The following is a 22,542-nucleotide window of genomic DNA, read 5'->3' as shown; positions in this document are numbered from 1 at the left end:
CTTCCTCTTTACATGCACATTTCAAATATCTTAACAATATCTTCCTTCTGAAGCGGACAGTAAGCTCTGACAGCAACACCGCTCGTCCGAACCGCCTCCGCAGCCATCTCCTCAAACTTCTCCGGGCCGATACCAACCTCCGAAAGCCTTGTCGGCAATCCCATGGACCTGAAAAATAATTCTGTTCTGGCGATTCCCTCGTTTGCCTCCGCATATTTGTCCTCGCCCGCAATATCCCACACGTTTTCCGCATACATAGCAAACCGCTCCACTGTCCTGTCGCACAGAACATATTTCATCCAGGCCGGCGTCAGAATAGCCAGCCCCACGCCGTGAGTAATATCGTAATAAGCGCTGAGTTCATGCTCTATAGGGTGAACTGACCATGCGCCGCCTTTGCCCACGGTAAGAAGATGATTCAGCCCAATTGTACTCGCCCACATAAGATTTGAGCGGGCCTCATAATTTTCCGGTTCCTTTAAGGCTGTCAACCCATAATGAAAACAGGTTTTCAACACGCTCTCACTCAGCCTGTCCGTAATATACGCTCCATCATTCGGCTGAAAGTACTGCTCAAATACATGGGAAATAATATCCGCCGTTCCGGCAGCGGTCTGCTTTGCCGGAAGAGTGAAAAGATATGTCGGATCACAAATGGAAATGGCCGGATAGAGAAGCGGTGTATTGATCTCCAGTTTTTCTTTTGTCTCTTCATTACTGATCACCGCCCCCGAATTCATTTCCGAACCGGTGGCACATATTGTAAGAACAACGGCAATCGGAAGAGCTTTGATCACTTTTCCCCGGTCAAGAACCAGATCCCATGGGTCTCCTTCATAACAGGCGGAACAGGCAATATGTTTTGCGGCATCGATACAGCTTCCGCCGCCCACAGCCAGAATAATATCCACACTTTCTTTTTTACAGATTTCAGTCCCCTTCCGCACGGAAGACAGCTTTGGATTCGGCTCAATGCCCGGAAGCTCAAAGAGTTCAAAATCCTTTAAAAGTTCCATAACCCGGTCATACAGCCCGGTTGTTTTAATGCTTCCGCCGCCATAAACGAGAAGCACCCTTTTGCCGTATCGCGTCAATTCTTCCGGAAGGCACTCAATCTGCCCCCTGCCAAACCGTATATCCGTCGGCACACAAAAATTAAAATTATTCATCTGATTCCTCCGTTTTTAAATCTTTGCTTTAAACCGGTCGTAACGCAGCTCCGTAAGGTCCACATCGGTTTCGCCGGTCACAATCAATTTTGCAAGCTGTTCACCGGCAGCCGGAGCGATACCGAATCCATGTCCGTTGAAAGCACAGGCCACATAAAGGCCGGGGATCTCATCCACCCGTCCCAGGGCCGGTACGCCGTCGGCGGACTTGTCCATCCAGCCTCCCCAGGTCCGCACGATCCTGGCATCCGCCAGATCTGGAAAATATTTCATAATACCCCGGCAGATACACGGTGCGGTTTTACTGCTTGTCACCGGCGTACCGTTGTCCTTATTAAATGGTTCCAGCCCCGAGGAACCGCCGAAAACAAAAGAACCGTGTTTCGTCTGATGCCCATAAAAATCCGCCTCCGCCGTTCCAAGCATCTGGTCAAACATATGAGGCTCCGCCTCCGTAACAAGGGCTTCCAAAAGAGATGAAGACATCGGGACATCAATACCCACACTTGTAAGGATCGGGCGGCTGTCAAGTCCCGCGGCCACCAAAACATTTTCTCCCTCATACACATTATTTTCGGTAATTACCTGTCGGATTTTCCCCTTAACTGTACGAAGTTCCGTGACCTTTTCCCCGGAAATAAAATGCGCTCCAAACCTGCGGGCCATTTTATAAAACCCCAGAGTTGTCGTCAGAGGATTCGCATGTCCGTCCGTCGGGCACCAGCTTGCGACAGTCACTTCTCTGGAAAGATAAGGATTAATCTGCCGTACCTCATCCCCATCGATCATCCGCACGTCCAGGCCGACTTTTCTCGCATTATCCGCAAGCTTCGTAAGGATTTCCCTGTGTTTTTCATTTTTTCCGAGCCGGAGATTGCCGTCCTGATGATATTCACAGTCCACCTCAAGCTCCTCCGAAAGATGGGGCCATAAGTTTTTAATGCCGTACATCACAAGCGGAAGTTCCCGGACATCCCGGCCGGATTGTCGGACACCGCCGCCGTTTCTCGATGAACCTCCATTTCCGATATGATCGCTGCCCTCCAGGACAATGACGCTGACTCCCTGTTTTGCCAGATAATAAGCCGTCGCGCACCCGATAATGCCTCCGCCGATAATCACTGTCTCCGCACAATTACGCATCTGCCTCATCCTCCTTTGCTTCATTTGCAAATATATACATTTCAATCGGCCGCATCGGAACCCGGGATGTTGCCGGTTCCAAATCCGCCGGGGACACACCCAGTTCTTTTGCCACAATGCCCTTGACAAGCCGTGAACATGTCTGGCCCTGGCAAAGCCCCATTCCTGTTCTCAAATATCTCCGGATTTCCGTCAGCGTAAACATGCCGTCATGAACCGCGCGCCGGATCTCTCCTTTTGTAATCTCTTCACAACGGCAGATAATTCTGTCGTCATCCGCGGCAGGAATAAATTCCCCGATATCTCTTGATCTGTCATTTACTGCATTCATTTTTCTACGCCTCCTTAAAAAAGCGCGCTTTCATTGCACAGCTCTTTGGAACTTTCATTGTAAGTAAACTGGTTTTATCGTATGCCTTAATACTCTTAACACGTACAATCTCGGCTTCGCAGACTTCCTGTCCATCCCGCCCGAGAGCGACCCCTCTGGCTCCCATTTCAGGCAGCGGCAAAAATTCATAGGGAATCGTCACTTCAGCCATACCGTCCCCGCAATCCTCATTCACAAGGAAAATCGCCTGTCCGGAGCAGGAGGCCACACACATACCGCAGTTAATGCACTCAGCATCCTCAACCACCGCCGGGAGAGATACAATATTATCGCCAATGCTGATGCAGCCCTTCGGACATGCATCCTGGCACGGATTACACGGAATATTCTGAGTACATTCCATCACCGGGTGAATTCCGACCTTATGCGTCACACCCGGATAATTTTCAATTTCATCATCGGCCACAAATCCATATCTGAGAAGATTTTCGGAAATCGGGATCCCCTCTTCGGTTTCTGTGATCTGTCTGCCCCTGTTCTTTGGCGCAAACATTCCCTGGCGCAGGCCGTCAAGCGCCTTATCAAGCATCATCAGCTCGGCATCCCGCTCTTCCTTTTCTATATACCCCAAATATTCGGAGGCCGCCACTCCGGCCATACGTCCTTCGATCATCGCAGAGCTCGCCTCCTCGATTCCCGAAACGTCTCCGGCCACAAAAATTCCCGGCAGGGATGTGCGCCCATATTCATCGCAGGCAGGCACCTGCCCGCCCCGTTTCGGATTATCCTCCATCTGACATCCGGCCATTTTAAGAAGCTGGGACATCGGCGAAAGGCCGACGGCCAGACAAATGGTATCCACATCGAAATGCTTCTCTGTTCCGGGGATGAACTGAAACCGGTCGTCAACCTCTGCAATGGTCACTCCCTCAACCCGTGTATCACCTTCGGCTCTGACGATCGTATGGGAAAGATAAAAAGGAACTCCGGTTCTCGCTACTTTTGCCGCATGAACGCCGTAACCGCCGATTTTTGGAGCCGCGTCCACAAGGGCTGCGACCTCGCATCCGGCCTGAAGCAGCTGAAAGCTTACAACCAGCCCCACATTTCCCGAGCCCAGCATGAGAACCTTCTGCCCCGGTTTTATTCCATGAATATTCATCATTGTCTGAGCCGCGCCGGCGCCAATAACTCCCGGCAGGGTCCATCCCTCAAAGGTAACCATATTCTCGGCAGCTCCCGTCGCAATAATGACCGCATTTCCTTTAAAATGCCGAACTTCCTCATCGATTTTTACAACAATTTCCTTATCCTGATAAAGGCCGATGACCGTCGCATTGAGAACAACTTCCACGCCCGCCTTGTCTGCCTCATCCAAAAGCTCCTGTCCGATCACAAAGCCCCGGATTTTTGCTTTATGCTCTTTTGAACCAAAAAATTTATGTATCTGTTTAAAAAGCTGTCCGCCGGGTTTTTCGTTTTCATCAAAAACAACAACTCGCAGTCCGCGTTTGGCCGCCTCGATGGCTGCCGAAAGTCCCGAAGGACCAGCGCCCACAATGATTAAATCATATCGCTTCATTTTCCTTCTTCTCCTTTCCTTCTATGCCTGTCTGTCAAAGGGTTCCGCGCTGACGCCATACTGGGTCTGCACACACATCCCCTCGGACAGAGGTGTTACACAGGTGCGGACATTCGGTTTGCCGTCGACAACCATGACACAATCCGTGCACCGGCCGATGGCGCAAAAAATACCTCGCGGTTTATGCTCTTTCTTGGTGTATCTGTGTACCATTACACCGGCCGCTTTCAGCGCCGCCGCAATCGGTTCACCCTCATAACCCTGCATTTTCCTGCCGTCAAAGGTGAATGTCACCAGTCTTCCCTTTTCCGGCACACCAAGTATCGGATGATTTTTAATTCTTGTTTCCATGTATATATCCCTCACTTTATCTGCTAATATAAATCCGGCTTATTCCAAAGGGTCAGCTTTGTTCCAAGTCCAAGCGCCCTGGCCCGATCGTAACAAACCTTTCCCCAGGCGACGTCCTCCACCGGCATACCGCCCACCGAATAGATGAATATCTGGTCATCTCTGACCCGCCCCGGCTTTTTACCATAAATGATATCTCCCAGATCATAAATATCATCCTTCGTGATCACACCGTCATGGACCATGTCCGTGAATTTGGAACCTATAATATTGTTTGCCCCGAAAGACGGATAGGGAAACTCTTCCGCCCAGGCCTCATACAACTGCATATTGTCCACAACCAGTGTCGTATGCGCCTTCATAAATTCCGCATCCATATCAAAACAGCTGACTCCGATAATTAAAGCCCCCGGTTTGATCCATTCGCCCTTGACAAAAGGATAGGTGGATGGGTCCGTTCCCCCGGAGTTCGTAAAGGCGGCAATATCTGTATCCCGGATCAATTCCTCAATGGTCTCAACAGCTTCCACCCGCTCCAAATGGGGATAAGTTTTCTTCACATATGCCACAAAGGCTTCCAGCGATTTTTTCCCCCGCCCCTTAACCTTGACCTCCCTGATCTCGGGGCATGTCGCAACAATTGCGGAAAGGGAAGATTTTCCCATCACCCCGGGACCGCAGATACCGCACACTCTGGCATGCTTCGGCGCCAGATATTTCGCCCCGACTCCGGGAATGGCGCCGGTCCGATAGGCGCTGAGAAGATTCGCACTCATCAGGCAAAGGGGTTCCCCTGTGTTCTTATCATTTAACATCACTGTCAGAATAGAACGCGGAAGTCCGAGCGCTTTGTTCGCCATATTTGAGCCATACCACTTCATTCCCATTAAATCAAACGGTCCGCCGATGTAGGCCGGCATTGCCATAAACCGCCGGTCATCTCCCTCATCCTTCGGCATATTAGGGAAAGGGGAGTCCTTCGGAAAGGATACCTGGCTTCCATGGGAATTGTGATTCTCACCGCCCATGACATAATCACCGCTGTTCAGACATTTAACAACCTCTTCCATCGCCTCTATGCAGCCGGGCATATTCTTCACCCCGGCCCTGATCATATCCTCCTCGCTCAAAAATAAAAACTCGATTTTCGGATAACTCATATATTCGCCTCCTTATGATGTCCCACCCATTAAAAAAAGCGGTGGAACTTTTTTGCAGCTCCATCGCTTTTCTTACTGAATAATCTACGACTTTTTAAGCATTTATTCAATTACTTGAAAATACCAATATTCTACTTCTTTTCGGTGGGTTCTACTCCGAAAGGAGTATTTTCCCGCCGACCATGGTCATTTCAACCCGGGTATCTAAAATGTCTTTATCCGGGATATGAAACAAGTTTCTGTCCAGTGCGATAATATCGGCAAACATTCCCTTTTTCAAAATGCCTATTTCATTCTCCCGGCTGTAGGCTCTGGCAGCGCCGGAAGTGTAGGCCCTGAGTGTCTCGCCCACAGAAAGTTTTTCCCACCCGTTATGGGTCGCCGGCCGGCCGTCAAAAAAGTTTCTCGTTACGGCCGCATAGATATTATCGAAAGGATTTATGTCCACCACCGGATAATCGGTTCCCAAAGCCAGTTCCCCGCAACTGTCAAGCAAGGTCTTTAACGGCCACTCATATTTGATGCGCTCTGCGCCGATACGGTGGATTTTTCCGTCTGCATCAAGAATCATATGAATCGGCTGCATGGAGGGAATGACCCCCAGTTCTTTAAAACGTCCGATATCATCCGGGTGAATATTTTCGATATGTTCAATGGTATTTACCGTCCCTCTTCCATTCACTTCTGCAGACTTTTCAAAAGCATCCAGCGCCATCCGGACGGAACCGTCGGCAATACAATGGATCCTCACCGGAAGACCGGCCTTATTTGCGGCAATAACCGAAACATTCAGCTCATCCTGCGGCTTTACGGGCACATTGATGCCGCAGGTATCTTCCCTGTCCGTATAGGGTTCAAGAAGCAATCCCGTATATGTCTCAGCCACACCGTCGACAAATCCCTTAACCCCGGAAATTTTCATGAAATCCGTATCCAGGCATTTTTTCCAGCGAAGTGCCTCCGAAAAATCCGTCGTATCATAAAGTTTTGTATAAAAGTGAAGCCGAAGCGAAAGTCTGCCCTGTTTTTCAAGTTCCCGGATCACCCTGTATTTTTCAAACTGCTCCTCATCGTACTCTCCGGGCAGCATCTCGCTCATGCTTGTCACCCCGGCCTCTGCCGCTTTTTTAAAAAAATTCAGATAAATCTTTTCCATCTCATCCGCTGTAAAGCTTTGATACATCCTGTCCGCCGGTTCGCAGGCTTCCATTTCCACAAGCATCCCGCTCAATTCTCCGTTGTCCAGTTTGCCGATATAGCCCGAGCTTACCTGCCTGTCCTCACGGATGCCGCATTCCTCCAGCGCGGCGGAATTCAGCCAATAACTGTGGGCATCCGCGGCCTGCAGATACACCGGAATATCCGGGAGCAACGCATCCAGGCTTGCTTTTGTCGGCAGCGGCGCATCGCCCCAATTCGTTATGAACCATCCGCGCCCGCGAATCCTTTTCTCACCCGGGTGGGCTTTTGAAAATTCATAGATCATTCGGGCGCACTCTTCCTCGGATGTCGAAGCGGCTATTTCAGTACAAACATGCTCACTGGCCGCAACGGCTCCCGAAAAAAAATGGGTATGAGCGTCGATAAAGCCGGGCATCACCAGCTTATTGCCGTAATCGAGCACCTGGGTATTTTCGTCAATATATTCGTCCTCCATGCCAATGGGAACCACATCTAAAATACGGTCTCCCCGAACCAGAACACAGCCTTCAACCGTCTCCTCCGACTCTCCTGTGAAGAGCGCCCGGCTCTTTAAACAATAATCTACTTTCATACTTCCTTCTTTCTAGAGTACTTTATCTCCGCGCTCTCCCGTTCTTATGCGAACGGCATCTTCAATGTCTCTGACAAATATTTTTCCGTCGCCCACTTTCCCGGAAGAGACCTCATTGCAAACATCAATAATAAAGTCATTTAATTTTACATCCGGAATGACAATATCCACACGAATCTTCGGGAGCAAATTCACCCGCACTCTGTTGACTTTCACCGTATGCGCAATTTCGTCATTCTCTGCATGCCCTTTTTGCGTACCGCATCCCATCACTGTGGAAATTGTCATTCCGCTGCAATTATTTTTATCCACGATCTGTTTGATCGCCTCAAGTTTTTCCGGTTTAATAATAATGGTTAATTCTTTCATCTATTCCTTTCCCCCTGTCATGCAACCGCCTTCATTTTCTTAATTTGCGATTGGGTATTTAAACTGATAAATACAACGATAACCAGCGTTATGATCGTCGATAATGCGTTGACTTCCGGAGAAACGCCATGCTTGACCATCTCAAGGATTTTAAGCGGAAGGGTCGTGCTTCCCGGCCCGCTGCAGAAAAAGCTGATGACAACATCATCAAGCGATAAGGACAACGACAATGTTGCCCCGGATATAACACCGGGCATGATCAGAGGGAGCGTCACCCGCATAAAAGTCTTTAAGTGATTTGCCCCCAGGTCCATCGCGGCTTCCTCCAGATTTTTATCAAAGCCGGCAATTCTTGCCCTCACTGAAATGACAACAAAAGGAATGCAGAACGTGATATGCCCGAGTATCATCGTAAAAAGCCCCATTGGCATATTACATATCGAAAAAATAGACATCATCGCAACGCCGAGAACAATTTCCGGTATAACGATCGGCACATACAGAAGCATATCAACAATCCGTTTCCCTTTGAAATTATACCGGCTCATCCCCACTGCTCCGATCGTGCCGATAATAACGGATATAACTGTGGAAACCACAGCGATGATCAGTGTATTGTACAGCGACTCCATCAATGTCCGGTTTTGATAAAAGGAACCGTACCACTTCAAGGTAAAACCCTCGAAAACAATGTTCATTTCAGAGGTATTAAAGGAGAATAAAATCACACCAAAAATCGGAATATACAAAAAGATAAATACGAGTGCTATAAAGATATTTCTAAAAATATTTTCTGTTTTTTTCTTACCTGCTTTGCTCATATAATTCAGCCTTTCTAAATACCGCTCAAATCGTCCATGCTTCCGCCGGCCTTCTGATAACCCTTCAGCAGAGCAAGGGTGATCAGCATAAGAATGACCGACATAGCTGCGCCGAGGGGCCAGTTTCTCGCCGTTATAAACTGATTCTTAATAAGGTTTCCAATGACAAGCGTCTTGCTTCCGCCCATGAGATCCGTTATGAAATAAAGTCCCATAGAAGGAATAAATACCATCACACATCCGGCGAAAATTCCAGGCTTTGTCAGCGGAAGCGTTATTTTGAGAAACGACTTTACCGGCTTCGCGCCCAGATCATTTGCCGCTTCGATCAATGATTTATCCAGTTTTTCAATGGAACTGTATAAGGGAAGGATCATAAAGGGGAGCAGCATATAAACAAGTCCGATCATCGCCCCGACCGGATTGTAAACCAGTTTGAGAGGCTCTTTTATCAGTCCGAGGGAAATCAGGAAATTATTGATAATACCCTCGCTTCTCAAAATATTTACCCACAAAAAAAGACGTATGATCATGCTCACGCAAAACGGAATCATTACCATAGACATAAACACGGTCTTCTGAACAGGTGTTTTTTTTGCAATAAAATATGTAAAAGGATAGGCAATAACAAGACATATGAATGTCACCGCAACAGACATTCCGATTGATTTTAAAAAGGTGTAAATATACAGAGGATTTAAAATACTCAGATAATTATTTACCGTAAATCCCGGGGTAACGCCGCCGTAGGTCCCTTTATTCATAAAACTTATAATAATGATATAAATAAAAGGTATCGCCACCAGCAGATACATCCACAGGGAAATCGGAGTTATCATGCAGTATTTGGCCATTGCGGATTTTCTCTTTTTACTCTTATTTTTCATAACCGTCAATCTCCTTACTCCCCGCTGCCGAAATTGATATTCTCAATGGTGCCGAATATCACATTGCTTTGGGATTTAATGACGACCGCGTCCTCCGGATTCCAATAGACATATACCTGCATTCCTTCCGGCAAAACCGACTGTTTGGAAAATGTATTGATTTTAATCTGATTTCCGTTGAAAAGCTCAACAATTGTTTTTGTCAGACTTCCGACATAGACATGTTCCCGTATAATTCCCGACAGCTCAAAGCCGTCCACAGGACATTCCGAGATTGCCGTGTTCTCAGGTCTGACTGAGACATAAACAATTTCATTTTCCTCCACATCGGCGCACCCGGCGCTTATTAAACCATTTTCCAGAGAAATTCTTACATCCGATGCATTCTTTTCATCAACCACACCGTAAAAGATGTTGGATTCTCCGATAAAATCAGCAACAAATTCTGTGGCCGGATGCTCATAGATATCTCTCGGCACGGAAAGTTGTTCCAGATTTCCTTTATTCATAATGGCGATCCGATCACTCATGGTGAGCGCTTCTTCCTGATCATGGGTGACATAGATAAATGTAATTCCAAGTTTCTTCTGTAATCGTTTCAACTCAAACTGCATCTGCTTTCTGAGTTTTAAATCCAAAGCCCCAAGCGGCTCATCCAGAAGAAGCACCTTCGGTTCATTGACCAGTGCCCGGGCAATCGCCACCCGCTGCTTCTGCCCGCCGGAAAGCTGATCCGGTTTTCTGCTTTCAAAACCGGAGAGCTGGACCAGTTCAAGCATATGAGTCACCTTTTTCTTAATCTCATCCTTCGGTATTTTCTTCATTGTCAGGCCAAAAGCAACATTTTCATAAATAGTCATATGCGGAAACAAAGCATAATTCTGAAATACCGTATTCACCTCACGTTCATACGGCTCTTCATCTCTGACTTCTTTTCCGTTTACAAAAATTTCTCCGGAGGTTTGAGTTTCAAATCCGGCGATCATCCGGAGTGTGGTCGTTTTACCACACCCGGATGAGCCCAGAATTGTAAGGAATTCGCCTTTATAAATGTCAATATTCAAATTTTTGACAACCTGGTTGTCACCAAATGATTTATTTACATTTTTTAACTGTACTATAATTTCCTTATCTTCCATATTCTCAGCCCTTCAATCTTGTCCACAAATCAACAATTTTAGAAGCCTCATCGCCGATATCCATCAGCGTGCAGGAGCGTCCAACCACATCCTCCGGAGGATTTGTCAATTCATTTTTCGTATAATCCTCGGAAAGATACTCAAGCGCAGCCTTATTTGGGTTCACATATGGGAATATTTCGGAAATGCTTGCGCTTACCTCCCCGTCAAGAATATAATTGATCAGTTCATATGCATTATCCTTATTTTTGGCAGCCCCGGTGATCATCATACTGTCGGATCCGAGATAAACGCCTTCCTCCGGATAGAAACATTTTATTGAAGGAACTTCCTGCTGAGCAAGAAGAGCCTCAGCCCCATAAATCAGGCCGATCGGGCACTCGCCGTTGATCATAAGAGTTTTCGGGCTGTCCCCGTCAAAGGCATGAATATTCGGGAATAATTCTTTCCAGTAGGATTCCACCGAGGCAAGGGTTTCATCGCTTGTATCATTTACATCATCACAGCCCTGTGCCATGGCAGCCATCGCATACATCGCTCTGGAATCCTCGATAACGACGATCTTATCTTTATAATCCGGCTTCAGCAAATCTGCATAGCTTGTAATTTCATCCGTGATCACATCCGTATTTACAGCAATCACAGCGCTTGCAAACATATATGGAACGGAATACGTATTTTCCGGGTCATTCTCCCTGCCCAGATACTGTTCCGCGATATTGCTGAAATTCGGAAGCTTCTCCCTGTCCAGCTCTTCGAGCAGGCTTAATTTACTGAAAATAGGCGTATAATTTTCCGGCCCGATAATGACGTCATAGGTGCCCTCTTTGGAAGTCTGAACCTTTGCCAGCATATCATCCGGCGATGTATAGGTAGTCATATTCACAGTAATTCCCGTCTTTTCCTCAAAGGAATCCAGTACCTCCTGCGGTAAATACTCGGTCCAGCAGATAACATTGACCTCCTTACTTCCCGCATTTGAGCCTTCTGATTTTTCATCAGAGGAACCGCATCCCGCAAGCATGGATATTGCCATTGCCGCTGTAACAGCAACTGTCATTATTTTTTTCATTCTTCTTTTCATAAACATATCCTCCTTATCTTATCTAAAAAATAAACGCAGCAATCTTCATCCGATCACTGCGTCTTCGCACTATTTCATATAAGGCTCATCCCAAAGATTCAGCTTTGTTCCGATGCCTTTTTCCAGAGCTTTCCGATAACAGTCAAAGCCCCAGGATAAATCCTCCAGCGGCATACCGCCGATGCTGCACATGACAATTTCATCCTCAGAGGCGCGCCCCCTGGCTGTTCCGTTGACTATATCGCACAGGTTGATCACTTCTTCCCGTTTTGCCTGACCTGTTTTTACAAGGTGGACAAAATGTATACCCATGATGCACCATTCCCGTTTATTTCCAAATTCATCCACCGGTCCTCTGGCGATAAAGTTGCTTAAATATTTCTCATACATGCCATAATTGTCAACAACCATGGTCGTACTCAAGAACTCATCATATTGGCGGTAAAGAAATGAACCCATAGAGAAAACCGTCGCCCCTTTCTTAAACCATTCGAGATGAAATTCCTCCATATCCTGTTTGGTGACAGACATGGCCTCGCTGACCACATCGGCATCCCGGCAGGCCTCCTCCAGGCTGCCGCAAATTATAATTTCTTTTACCTGCGGATATTTTTCCTCAATAAATTCCTTCATCGCAAGCGCTGTTTTTGATTTGGATGAGCTCCCGCGGATTTTTATGGTCTCAATATCCGGAAGGACTTCCATAAAGCACATCAATGCGCATTTATTGATAACTCCCGGCCCGATCAGCGAAAGTACTTTGGATGATTTATTTGCAAGATAGGATGCCGCCATGGCCGGCATAGCCCCCGTCCGCATAGCGCTCAAAAGATTTGCCGACATGATGGCCTTCGGAGCTCCCGTGTCCACATCTGAAAGAGTCACCATAAGAATCGAACGCGGAAGATTCAATTCACTGTTATGGCTGTTCGAGCCGTAATACTTCTGCCCCGCGATGTGAAATCTGCCTCCCAGATAGGCCGGCATAGCCATAAACCGCCTGTCCGGTCCGTCATCCAGGGGAAAACCCGCAATGTCGGATTTCTGGGGAAAGTTCATCTGAAGTCCGTGTTCATCGCCTTTGGGACCGCCGAGCAGAAAATCCTTTTTGCCAAACAGTGAAAGCGTATCCCTCATGGTTTCAATACAGCCGACGGCGTCAAGCACGCCGGCCTCGATCATATCTGCTTCATTTAAATAGAGAAAATCAATTTTCATAATTACTCCTTCAGTTTTGTCCACATATCATTGTAGATCTCAAGTGTATCGTTATCCAGATTTTCAACATATTCTCCGGCAGCGATCACATCCGCCGGCGGATTCTTCGCCTGATTTTCCGAATATTCCGCGCCCATGGCTTCCACGGCTGCTTCATTTGGACACAGATACGGAAATTCTTCGGAAACCATCTGAGCTGTTTCTGAATCAAGCATAAAATTGATAAACTTCATCGCGTTTTCAAAATTCTTGCTTCCTTTGAGAATCGCCCAGTTATCCATAAATACATAAGGTCCTTCTTCCGGGAATACGACCTGAATATCCGGATTTTCTTCCATAGAAAGAGCAATCTCAGCACTCCATACCATGCCGACCGCGCAATCCCCGGAAATCAATGCACTCTTCGGGCTGTCCGAATCATAAAGCTTCACATTATTTTTCAATGTCAGAAGTTTTTCCTTAATCTCTTCCAGTTTGGCTGAATCTGTCTCATTCATGCTGTAACCCATGCTGCGCGCCGTCATCCCGATGACTGCACGATAATCGTCTAAAACGACAAGCTCTCCGGCCAGATCCGGATCAAACAGATCGCCATAGCTTGTAATTTCTTTATCCACCATGGAAGTATTTACCGCAATGGCTGCCACACCGCCCTGATATGGAACGGAATATACATTGCCCGGATCATAGGACGGATTCAGATAGGCTTCACCGATATTCGAAAGATTTGTCAGTGCCTCCTTATCCAATTCCTCAAGCATATCCTGCTCTATCATAAGCTGGATCATATAATCGCTTGGCAGTACAACATCATATGTACCCTCCGATTCGGATTTCACTTTAGAAAGCATATCTTCATTGGAGGAATAAGTCATCACATTGACTTTAATACCCGTTTCTTCTTCAAATTTATCAAAAACCGCATCCGGCACGTATTCGGTCCACACAAATACATTGAGTTCTCCATTTTCTGCGGAACTGCCTCCGCCGCCCGAACCACAGCCGGTCATAAGTCCAACAGCCATAACTGCTGCCATGAATAAAACAAATAATCTCTTTTTCATAATCATTTTCCTCCCTTTATTTTGCCTTTTTGAAAAGATTACCCTGGGTCAGAATGACAAATAAAATCGTTCCGATCAGAATGATCGTGGATAGTGCATTGACATCCGGCGCAACACCGCTCTTTATACTTTCCATAACTTTCAGAGGATATGTCATGGTCTGCCCATTGACGAAATAACTGATAATTACATCGTCAATAGAAAGGGTAAAGGCGAGCAGTGCCCCGCCGGAAATTCCCGGTGCAAGCACGGGAAGAGTTATCTCAAAAAATGTCACGATACGGTTTGCTCCCAAATCCAGACTGGCTTCCTCAATGGAGCCGTCATAACCCGCCAGACGGGCTCTGACATTGAATATCACATAAGGCACACAGAAGGTGACATGGGCCAATATCAGTGTCAACATTCCCCGTGGGATATCCACTCTCGCAAAAATCGTCAGCAGGGAAATACCGAGAACAATTTCCGGAATAACGACCGGAATATACAGCAGGCCGTCGATAATGCTTTTTCCCTTGAATTTGTACTTATACATTCCCACAGCAGCCAGCGTACCGATGATCGTTGCCAGAATTGTACTTGTGACAGCGATGATCATGGTGTTTCCGAATGCCTCCAAAAGCGCCGTATTATCCCAGAGCTTCGCATACCAATCCAGCGTAAATCCCTTCCAGGCCAGATATGGCTTGCTGGTTGTCGCATTCATTGAATTGACGACGATCACTGAAATCGGCAAAAACAAAAATATATATACAAGTGCACAGAAGATAATATTTATCCTTTTCTGTCGTCTCTCTCTTCGCTGTCTTTTCATGGCTTACCACCTCCTTCTATACACCCAGGTTATCCATCTCTCCGCCCATTTTCTGATAGATCTTAACAAGAATCAATGTCACAAGAATAAGAATGATCGAAAGAGCCGCGCCCAACGGCCAGTTGTTGCCGCTCTTAAACTGTCTTTCAATCAGGTTGCCGATCACATCGGAGTTGCCGCCGCCAAGAATATTTGAAACAAAGAAATAACCAAGGCATGGGATAAACACCATAATGCTTCCTGAAAATATACCGCTGGATGTCAAAGGTAAGATCACTTCAAAGAATGTAGCTCCCGGTTTTGCACCCAGATCGGAGGAAGCCTCCAGCAGACTGTCATCCAGTTTTTCAATGGCTGTGTACAGCGGTAAAATCATAAAAGGGATCAGACAGTAAACCATGCCCAGCACCGTCGTCCCCTGCTTATACAAAAGATCCAGCGGCCCATTTGTCAGATGAAGAAACTGAAGGATGGAGTTCACCCACCCGTTGGTTCCCAAAAGGGTCCGCCAGCCGTATATACGAATCAGCGAATTGGTCCAAAAAGGAATAATGACCAGCATATACAGTAACTGCTTCCTCTTACTTTTTGTCCTCGCAATAATATAGGAAAAAGGATAGCCGATCAATATACACAGAATCGTTGTCAGAAGCGCTATGATAATCGACTGTCCGTAGATTTTTACATAGTCCGCATTCAATAATTTTATATAGTTTCCCACGGAAAACCGATACAAAACATTGTAATACTGATCCGTCTGGCAAAAACTCATGACCGCCACAAAAATCAGCGGTGCAACGACAAGAAAAAGCAGCAACAGCGTTACCGGTCCAACCATAACGATAGACGGCAGTGTGTTGGACTTCCATTCATGTTTTGAATGTTTATTTTTCATCGTTCTCACCTTCTATCCCAATGTGATATTTTCAATTGCCTCAAAAATCAGGTTGTCCCGGTTATGGATAAGCACCGCATCTTCTTTTTTCCAGTAGGGATAAATGGCAGCGCCTATCTGCGGTAATGCATCCCCGGCCAGCCTTTCAATTTTCAATTCATTTCCGTTAGGAAGAGAGACCATACATTTGATCACTGAGCCGACATAAACGTAGTCCTTCACCACCGCGCTGATACTGAATCCATCCACCGGCTGATCGGAAAATTTCATTTTTTCAGGCCGTACGGATACGGTAATATATTCACCCTTTTTAAAATTTTCCCCGGTTCCCATAATCGTTCCGTTCTCAACATTCACCGAAATGTCTTTGCCGTCAATCGCTGTGACCGCGCCGTCAAAAATATTGGTCTCGCCGATAAATGTGGCCACAAACTTTGTTTTCGGATGCTCATAAATCTCTGTCGGCGTGCCTAACTGGTCTAAAATTCCATCATGCATAATGGCGATTCGATCACTCATCGTCAGCGCTTCTTCCTGGTCATGGGTTACATAGATAAATGTAATATTTAATTTCTTCTGGAGGCGTTTAAGCTCCAGCTGCATCTGTTTTCTGAGTTTTAAATCAAGGGCACCCAGAGGTTCATCCAGCAAAAGAACTCTCGGCCGGTTGATCAATGCCCGCGCAATAGCCACTCTCTGTTTCTGTCCGCCGGAAAGCTGACTCGGATACCGTTTTTCAAAGCCTTCCAGCTGAACAAGTTCCATCATTTCCGTTACCCGCTGTTTAATCTCCGGCTTCGGCACTTTTTTCATTTTCAATCCATAGGCAATGTTGTCATAAATTGTTTTATGAGGAAACAGAGCATAACTTTGAAAAACCGTATTTACGTTGCGTTCGAAAGGTTCTTTTTCCTCGATAGATTCCTCCTCAACCCGTATACTCCCGCTTGACGGCTCTTCAAATCCGGCGATCATTCGGAGAGTTGTTGTTTTCCCGCACCCGGAAGAACCGAGCAATGTCAGAAATTCACCCTCCTCAACCTTCAGATTTAAATCTTTTACCACATGATTTGTCCCATATATTTTATTTACTCCATCCAGCTCAACGATGTATTTCACCAAATCACCTCAATTCATTTCCTTCGAAGCTAAAGAGCCTTTGAGCCTCTTTCACCTGTACGGATACGCACAACCTCTTCAATATTACGAATGAAGATCTTTCCGTCTCCGACATGATCCGTTGCACATACTTCTCTGACCTTCATAATGATCGGCTCAACGTCCTTATCTTCGACCACCACTTCAACGCAGATTTTAGGCAGGAGGTTGATGGTCGTCTTAAATCCCCGTATCTCATTGACCGCCTTCTCCGATGTGACAATACCCTTCTGGGTACCGCATCCCATAACGGTAGAAATTGTCATGCCGCCGCATTTTATTTCATCAAGTATTTTTTTAATGTCCTCAAGCTTTTCCGGTCTGATAATCATTACTAATTCTTTCATAAATTTCCTCCTGGCTGAATAAATTAAAGGGGCTGTCATCATGACAGCCCCTTCGCTTTGCCTTGTTTCTGTTTAATTTAAAGATATCATATGCCATCTTTACGGACAATTCAATCCAGAAAAATGACCATTTTTCTACTCCTTTTTAATTAGTTTCTACTCCTTTTCTTTTATCATCTTAAACAACTGTACCCTGTTTTTTATTCCCAGTTTCCGGTATATATTCAGGATATGCTTCTTCAGTGTATTGGGGGTTATAGTCAGTTTTTCGCAGATGACCGCATTATCTTCGCCTTCCATCAGGAGTCTTAAAATCGTTTCTTCCCTCCGTGTCAGCTCATAGGCCTCCACCGCCGCCGACACAGTCAGCTTTTCATCGGAAAAGTTTCCGCTCTCTTTACTTTTATATAATCGATAGGCCATATGGTCTTTAAGCAGATCAAGCAGGAATATATCATCATACTCAAAATCTTTTTTACCCACTGTCCGATAAAATGTAATGACCCCGACAAACTCCTTATTCTTTGCCAGTATCATCTGCAGTGAATAATGCCAGTTGTTTGGTTTATATACCCGCTTATAGTACTCTGTCTGAACACGTACATCATCGGAGATAATATCTGTCTCCCTGTAAATCAGGGACTGACCGCTGTAAAGAATTCCCCGGCTGTAATCCAGCGCATCATAATTTTCAGAAAGATTTTCCCTGCAATGGTAGAAAACGGGATTTGTAAGTTTATTTTCCCCATTGACGGAAGCCAGAAAAAAGTCGGCACTGTCAAAATCGAGAAGCATTCGTATCTGCTCCAGGAACTGACTTCTCATCTCACTGATGTTCTCCACAGTATAGATATTATAAATAATATTATTCAGCATTATCCAATCGTTTGTCTCCAGTGTTCTCATTGAATCTCCCGCTTTCTTTACCGGCCTTTTTCTTTAGATTTCAGCAATATCAACAACAGATAAATTGTGCAGGCTGGCATTTTCCAGGCTGGTCACAAGGGCTTTTGCCGTATCCAGCGACGTCAGGCAGGTCACGCCGGTCTCAATCGCATTCCGGCGGATGAGAAAACCGTCCCTGGATTTATCCCGGCCGTGAGTCGGCGTATCAATGATCAGATCCACCTCCCCGGCCAGAATCAGATCCAGCACATTCGGGGAACCGTCATGGATTTTATTGATCCGGGTCGCCTTCATACCGTTTTTATTCAAAAATGCTGCCGTGCTGCGGGTCGCATAAATTTCGTATCCCAAATCGGAAAACCGTTTTGCGATCGGAATCAACTCTTCCTTATCCGAATCCTTCACAGTACAGATCATCTTCTTTGTCCGCGGCAGGTTAATGCCTGCGCCCAGGAAGGATTTGTACAGGGCTTCGTGGAAATCTTTGGCGATGCCGAGGACTTCGCCGGTAGATTTCATTTCCGGCCCAAGGCTGATCTCCGCGCCCCGGAGCTTCTCAAAGGAGAATACCGGCTGTTTGATCGCAATATAGTCGGATTTTTTCTGCAGACCCGGTTCATAGCCCAACTCTTTGATGGTTTTTCCGACGATCACCTTCGAGGCAATATCCACGATCGGGATGCCCGTCACCTTGCTGATGTAAGGGACGGTACGGCTGGACCGCGGATTCACTTCGATCACATACACTTCGTTTTCATGGACAATAAACTGAATATTTAAAAGTCCCTTAACATGGAGTGCCCGAGCCAGGCGGCCGGTGTAGTCCTCCAGCTTTTTAATGATCTCTTCGGACAGGCTCTGGGCCGGATACACGGAAATGCTGTCGCCGGAATGAACGCCCGCCCTCTCAATATGCTCCATAATACCGGGGATGAGGATGTCCGTGCCGTCGCATACGCCGTCCACTTCCACTTCCTTGCCAACCAGGTATTTATCAACCAAAATCGGATGCTCCTGGACATCCCGGTTAATGATGGCCATGAATTCAACGATATCGCCGTCATTTACCGCGATCTGCATTCCCTGTCCGCCGAGGACATAGGACGGACGCACAAGTACCGGATACCCCAGCTCATTGGCTGCCTGAAGCGCCTCCTCTGTTGTAAATACAGTCGTGCCTGCCGGACGCGGGATCTTGCACTGTTCAAGGATTTCGTCAAACCGCTCTCTATCCTCAGCCGCATCCACATCATCAGAACTCGTTCCGAGAATCGGAACGCCCATCTTCATGATAGCCTCTGTCAGCTTAATGGCCGTCTGGCCGCCAAACTGAACAACCGCCCCATCCGGGTTTTCCAGGCGGACGATATTTTCCACATCCTCCGGTGTCAGCGGTTCAAAATAAAGTTTATCCGCAATATCAAAATCCGTACTTACGGTTTCCGGATTGTTGTTGATGATAATGGTTTCATAGCCCGCTTCGGCCAGCGCCCATACGCTGTGTACGGAACAGTAGTCGAACTCAATCCCCTGTCCGATCCGTATCGGGCCGGAGCCGAGAACAATCACCTTCTTGCGCATGGCGTCCCCCGGTTCCACTTCATTCAGGCTGCCAAAGCAGGAATAATAGTACGGGGTCTCTGATTCAAATTCGGCCGCGCATGTATCAACCATTTTAAATGCGGCGATAATGCCGTTGCGGTAACGCATGGCCTTTACCTCGGCCTCACTCATGCCTGTGAACTGGGCGATCGCCTTATCCGGAAACTCCATCCGTTTTGCTTCTTTAAGAAGTTTCACCGTCAACTCTTCAGTCTTCAAACGGTTTTCCATATCCACCAGCACTTTGATTTTATGCAAAAACCACATATCAATTTTGTTAATGGCATGAATTTTTTCCATATCATAGCCCCGGCGGAAAGCCTCGGCAATGTAAAACAGCCGGTGATCGTCAATGAGATAGAGGGCCTGTTCCAGTTCCTCATCGGAAAGCTCGCCGAATCCGCCGTAATTCAGGCTGTAAATATTCTGCTCCAGAGAACGCAGCGCCTTCATCAGAGCCCCCTCGAAGTTCGTGCAGATACTCATTACTTCACCCGTGGCTTTCATCTGGGTTGTCAATGTCCGTTTGGCGCTGACAAATTTATCAAAAGGCCACTTCGGGATCTTGACAACACAGTAGTCCAGGGCCGGCTCAAAGCTGGCATAGGTCTTTCCGGTCACCGCATTTTTAATCTCATCCAGCGCATAGCCGAGGGCAATCTTTGCGGCCACCTTGGCGATCGGATAGCCGGTCGCTTTGGAAGCCAGAGCCGATGAACGGCTCACCCGGGGATTGACCTCGATCACACAGTATTCAAAGCTGTCCGGATTTAAAGCATACTGGACATTACAGCCGCCGGTAATTCCCAATTCCGTGATAATATTTAAAGCGGAGGTACGCAGCATCTGATATTCTTTATCCGCCAGTGTCTGCGATGGAGCGACAACAATGCTGTCACCGGTATGGACGCCGACAGGGTCAATATTTTCCATGTTACATACAGTGATACAGTTGCCATAGCTGTCGCGCATCACTTCGTATTCAATTTCTTTCCAGCCGCCGATGTAGCGTTCCACCAGCACCTGCCCCACACGGCTCAGACGCAGGCCGTTGCTGGCAATCTCCTTTAATTCTTCCAGAGTATGGGCGATTCCGCCGCCGCTGCCGCCCAGAGTATAAGCCGGACGGATAACCACCGGATATCCGATCTTTTCCGCAAAATCAATACAACCCTTTAATGTGGTGCAGACTTCGCTGGCCGCACAGGGCTCGCCGATTTTTTCCATCGTCTCTTTAAATTCTAAACGATCCTCCGCTTTTTTAATCGTTTCGGAGGTCGTACCAATCATCTGAACCTTTTTTTCATCCAGAAAACCGGATTCATAAAGCTCCATGGCGATATTCAGAGCTGCCTGACCGCCCAGAGTCGGAAGCAGGCTGTCCGGTTCTTCCTTTTCAATAATCTTTTTAAGGACATCCACATTCAGCGGCTCAATATAAACCTTATCCGCAATGTTTTTATCAGTCATGATGGTGGCCGGATTGGAGTTGACAAGAACAACCTCAACGCCCTCCTCTTTCAGGGAACGGCAGGCCTGTGTGCCCGCATAATCAAATTCCGCTGCCTGGCCGATGATGATCGGGCCTGAACCAATGACTAACACTTTTTTGATATTATTCTTCTTAGGCATCTTTCGCAACCTCCATCATGTTAATAAACTTGTCAAAAAGGAATCCCGTATCCTGCGGGCCGCCGCAGGCCTCCGGATGGAACTGAACCGTAAAGACATTCTTTCCGAGATAGTGAAGCCCCTCCATCGTCGCATCGTTGGCATTGCGGAAGCTGACCTCAGCCACACCGTCAGGAACAGACTTTGTAGATACCACATAGCCGTGATTCTGGGTGGAAATGTAAACCCTTCCGGTCACCAAATCCTTCACCGGGTGGTTGGCGCCCCGATGGCCCCATTTCATTTTACGGGTATCCGCACCGTTGGCCAGGGCCAGAAGCTGATGTCCAAGGCAGATGCCGAACATCGGTATATCCGCATCAAAAAGCTTTTTCACCTCGGCCACGATCGGCATACAATCCTTCGGGTCGCCGGGACCGTTGGAAAGCATGACGCCATCCGGGTGAGCCGCCATAATCTCTTCCGCCGATGTGTAGGCCGGATAAATGGTCACTTCACATCCCCGTTTTGCAAGCTCTCTGGCAATATTGCGCTTTGCGCCAAAATCCATCAGGGCTACTTTATATTTTCCATCAGAAAAATGTTCTTTTTCAGCACAGGTCACTTTTTTTACGACGTCAACCGCCTTAAACGCTCGGATTTTCGGAAGGATCTCTCCCAGATTGAAATGCTCATTGGTGGTAATCATACCATTCATCGTACCCTGACTTCTCAGAATTTTCGTCAGAGCACGGGTATCAATTCCCTGAATCCCAGGAATATCATGTTCTTTTAAGAATTCGGACAGCCCACATTCATTTCTGAAATTACTCGGCGCCTCTGCCAGCTCTCTAACAATAAACCCATCCGGCCAAGGAGTGTCATCTTCCATATCGTCAAAACAAATACCATAATTTCCAATTATTGGATATGTCATGACGACAGCTTCCCCGGCATAGGATGGGTCCGTTAGAATTTCCAAATATCCAGTCATCGACGTGTTAAATACGATTTCACTAATGACTTCCCGCTGCGAACCGATACTTGTCCCCTCAAAGACTGTACCATCGGCGAGTATTAAAAATGCCTTCATTCAATCACCTGTCCCTTTCTTATT

At 46.9% G+C, this 22,542-nt stretch carries 21 protein-coding genes; all 21 read right to left on the bottom strand.

What is annotated here, in order from left to right; genetic code table 11:
* Positions 1-8 precede the first annotated feature (8 nt).
* The 21 genes from ACMN7X_RS09120 to ACMN7X_RS09020 all read right to left on the bottom strand — a co-directional run bounded on the left by ACMN7X_RS09120 (position 9) and on the right by ACMN7X_RS09020 (position 22,518).
* A complete protein-coding gene (locus tag ACMN7X_RS09120) occupies positions 9-1,169 on the bottom strand; it encodes an iron-containing alcohol dehydrogenase (RefSeq protein WP_418747153.1) in 1,161 nt (386 codons plus the stop codon).
* A 15-nt stretch (positions 1,170-1,184) separates the two neighbouring features.
* Positions 1,185-2,312: an NAD(P)/FAD-dependent oxidoreductase gene (locus tag ACMN7X_RS09115; RefSeq protein WP_418747152.1), complete on the bottom strand. Its 1,128-nt coding sequence runs from the start codon at positions 2,310-2,312 to the stop codon at positions 1,185-1,187.
* Positions 2,305-2,643 carry a (2Fe-2S)-binding protein gene (locus ACMN7X_RS09110; RefSeq protein ID WP_418747151.1) on the bottom strand — a complete coding sequence of 113 codons (339 nt, stop codon included), beginning with the start codon at positions 2,641-2,643 and terminating at the stop codon, positions 2,305-2,307. Before ACMN7X_RS09110 ends, ACMN7X_RS09115 begins: the two co-directional genes overlap by 8 nt.
* Before the next feature lie 4 nt (positions 2,644-2,647).
* Positions 2,648-4,225, bottom strand: a complete 1,578-nt coding sequence (locus tag ACMN7X_RS09105; protein WP_418747150.1) for an FAD-dependent oxidoreductase — start codon at positions 4,223-4,225, stop codon at positions 2,648-2,650.
* Positions 4,226-4,246: 21 nt separating this feature from the next.
* Positions 4,247-4,576 carry a (2Fe-2S)-binding protein gene (locus tag ACMN7X_RS09100; RefSeq protein WP_418747149.1) on the bottom strand — a complete coding sequence of 110 codons (330 nt, stop codon included), beginning with the start codon at positions 4,574-4,576 and terminating at the stop codon, positions 4,247-4,249.
* Between the two features lie 23 nt (positions 4,577-4,599).
* Positions 4,600-5,736, bottom strand: coding sequence for a tyramine oxidase subunit B (locus ACMN7X_RS09095; RefSeq protein ID WP_418747148.1), 1,137 nt, complete (start codon positions 5,734-5,736; stop codon positions 4,600-4,602).
* A 151-nt stretch (positions 5,737-5,887) separates the two neighbouring features.
* Positions 5,888-7,510: an amidohydrolase gene (locus tag ACMN7X_RS09090; protein WP_418747147.1), complete on the bottom strand. Its 1,623-nt coding sequence runs from the start codon at positions 7,508-7,510 to the stop codon at positions 5,888-5,890.
* Positions 7,511-7,522: 12 nt separating this feature from the next.
* Entirely contained in the window at positions 7,523-7,879 is a 357-nt protein-coding gene (locus tag ACMN7X_RS09085) for a P-II family nitrogen regulator (protein WP_418747146.1), read from the bottom strand.
* A 17-nt stretch (positions 7,880-7,896) separates the two neighbouring features.
* Positions 7,897-8,550 (bottom strand): ABC transporter permease, encoded by a 654-nt coding sequence (locus ACMN7X_RS09080; protein ID WP_418747145.1) that lies wholly within the window; start codon positions 8,548-8,550, stop codon positions 7,897-7,899.
* A 164-nt stretch (positions 8,551-8,714) separates the two neighbouring features.
* On the bottom strand, positions 8,715-9,587 hold the full coding sequence (locus ACMN7X_RS09075; RefSeq protein WP_418747144.1) for an ABC transporter permease: 873 nt from the start codon (positions 9,585-9,587) through the stop codon (positions 8,715-8,717).
* A gap of 14 nt (positions 9,588-9,601) precedes the next feature.
* Entirely contained in the window at positions 9,602-10,726 is a 1,125-nt protein-coding gene (locus ACMN7X_RS09070) for an ABC transporter ATP-binding protein (RefSeq protein WP_418747143.1), read from the bottom strand.
* A 4-nt stretch (positions 10,727-10,730) separates the two neighbouring features.
* Positions 10,731-11,810, bottom strand: coding sequence for an ABC transporter substrate-binding protein (locus ACMN7X_RS09065; protein WP_418747142.1), 1,080 nt, complete (start codon positions 11,808-11,810; stop codon positions 10,731-10,733).
* A 69-nt stretch (positions 11,811-11,879) separates the two neighbouring features.
* Positions 11,880-13,028 (bottom strand): tyramine oxidase subunit B, encoded by a 1,149-nt coding sequence (locus tag ACMN7X_RS09060; RefSeq protein WP_418747141.1) that lies wholly within the window; start codon positions 13,026-13,028, stop codon positions 11,880-11,882.
* Between the two features lie 2 nt (positions 13,029-13,030).
* Entirely contained in the window at positions 13,031-14,092 is a 1,062-nt protein-coding gene (locus ACMN7X_RS09055) for an ABC transporter substrate-binding protein (RefSeq protein WP_418747140.1), read from the bottom strand.
* A 16-nt stretch (positions 14,093-14,108) separates the two neighbouring features.
* Positions 14,109-14,906, bottom strand: coding sequence for an ABC transporter permease (locus ACMN7X_RS09050; RefSeq protein ID WP_418747139.1), 798 nt, complete (start codon positions 14,904-14,906; stop codon positions 14,109-14,111).
* 16 nt (positions 14,907-14,922) lie between these two features.
* Entirely contained in the window at positions 14,923-15,801 is an 879-nt protein-coding gene (locus tag ACMN7X_RS09045) for an ABC transporter permease (protein WP_418747138.1), read from the bottom strand.
* Positions 15,802-15,813: 12 nt separating this feature from the next.
* Positions 15,814-16,920, bottom strand: a complete 1,107-nt coding sequence (locus tag ACMN7X_RS09040) for an ABC transporter ATP-binding protein (protein WP_418747137.1) — start codon at positions 16,918-16,920, stop codon at positions 15,814-15,816.
* 29 nt (positions 16,921-16,949) lie between these two features.
* On the bottom strand, positions 16,950-17,306 hold the full coding sequence (locus tag ACMN7X_RS09035; protein WP_178042013.1) for a P-II family nitrogen regulator: 357 nt from the start codon (positions 17,304-17,306) through the stop codon (positions 16,950-16,952).
* A 156-nt stretch (positions 17,307-17,462) separates the two neighbouring features.
* Positions 17,463-18,212 (bottom strand): response regulator transcription factor, encoded by a 750-nt coding sequence (locus ACMN7X_RS09030; RefSeq protein ID WP_418747136.1) that lies wholly within the window; start codon positions 18,210-18,212, stop codon positions 17,463-17,465.
* 33 nt (positions 18,213-18,245) lie between these two features.
* Complete coding sequence (gene carB / locus ACMN7X_RS09025) at positions 18,246-21,446, bottom strand: carbamoyl-phosphate synthase large subunit (RefSeq protein WP_418747135.1); 3,201 nt, start codon at positions 21,444-21,446, stop codon at positions 18,246-18,248.
* A complete protein-coding gene (locus ACMN7X_RS09020; protein ID WP_418747134.1) occupies positions 21,439-22,518 on the bottom strand; it encodes a carbamoyl phosphate synthase small subunit in 1,080 nt (359 codons plus the stop codon). The genes carB and ACMN7X_RS09020 overlap by 8 nt, the downstream gene beginning before the upstream one ends.
* Positions 22,519-22,542 lie beyond the last annotated feature (24 nt).

Source organism: Frisingicoccus sp., from assembly GCF_048388605.1.
Classification (GTDB): domain Bacteria; phylum Bacillota; class Clostridia; order Lachnospirales; family Lachnospiraceae; genus Frisingicoccus.
The sequence above is the reverse complement of the archived record's forward strand: the minus strand, read 5'-3'. Positions and strand labels throughout refer to the sequence as shown.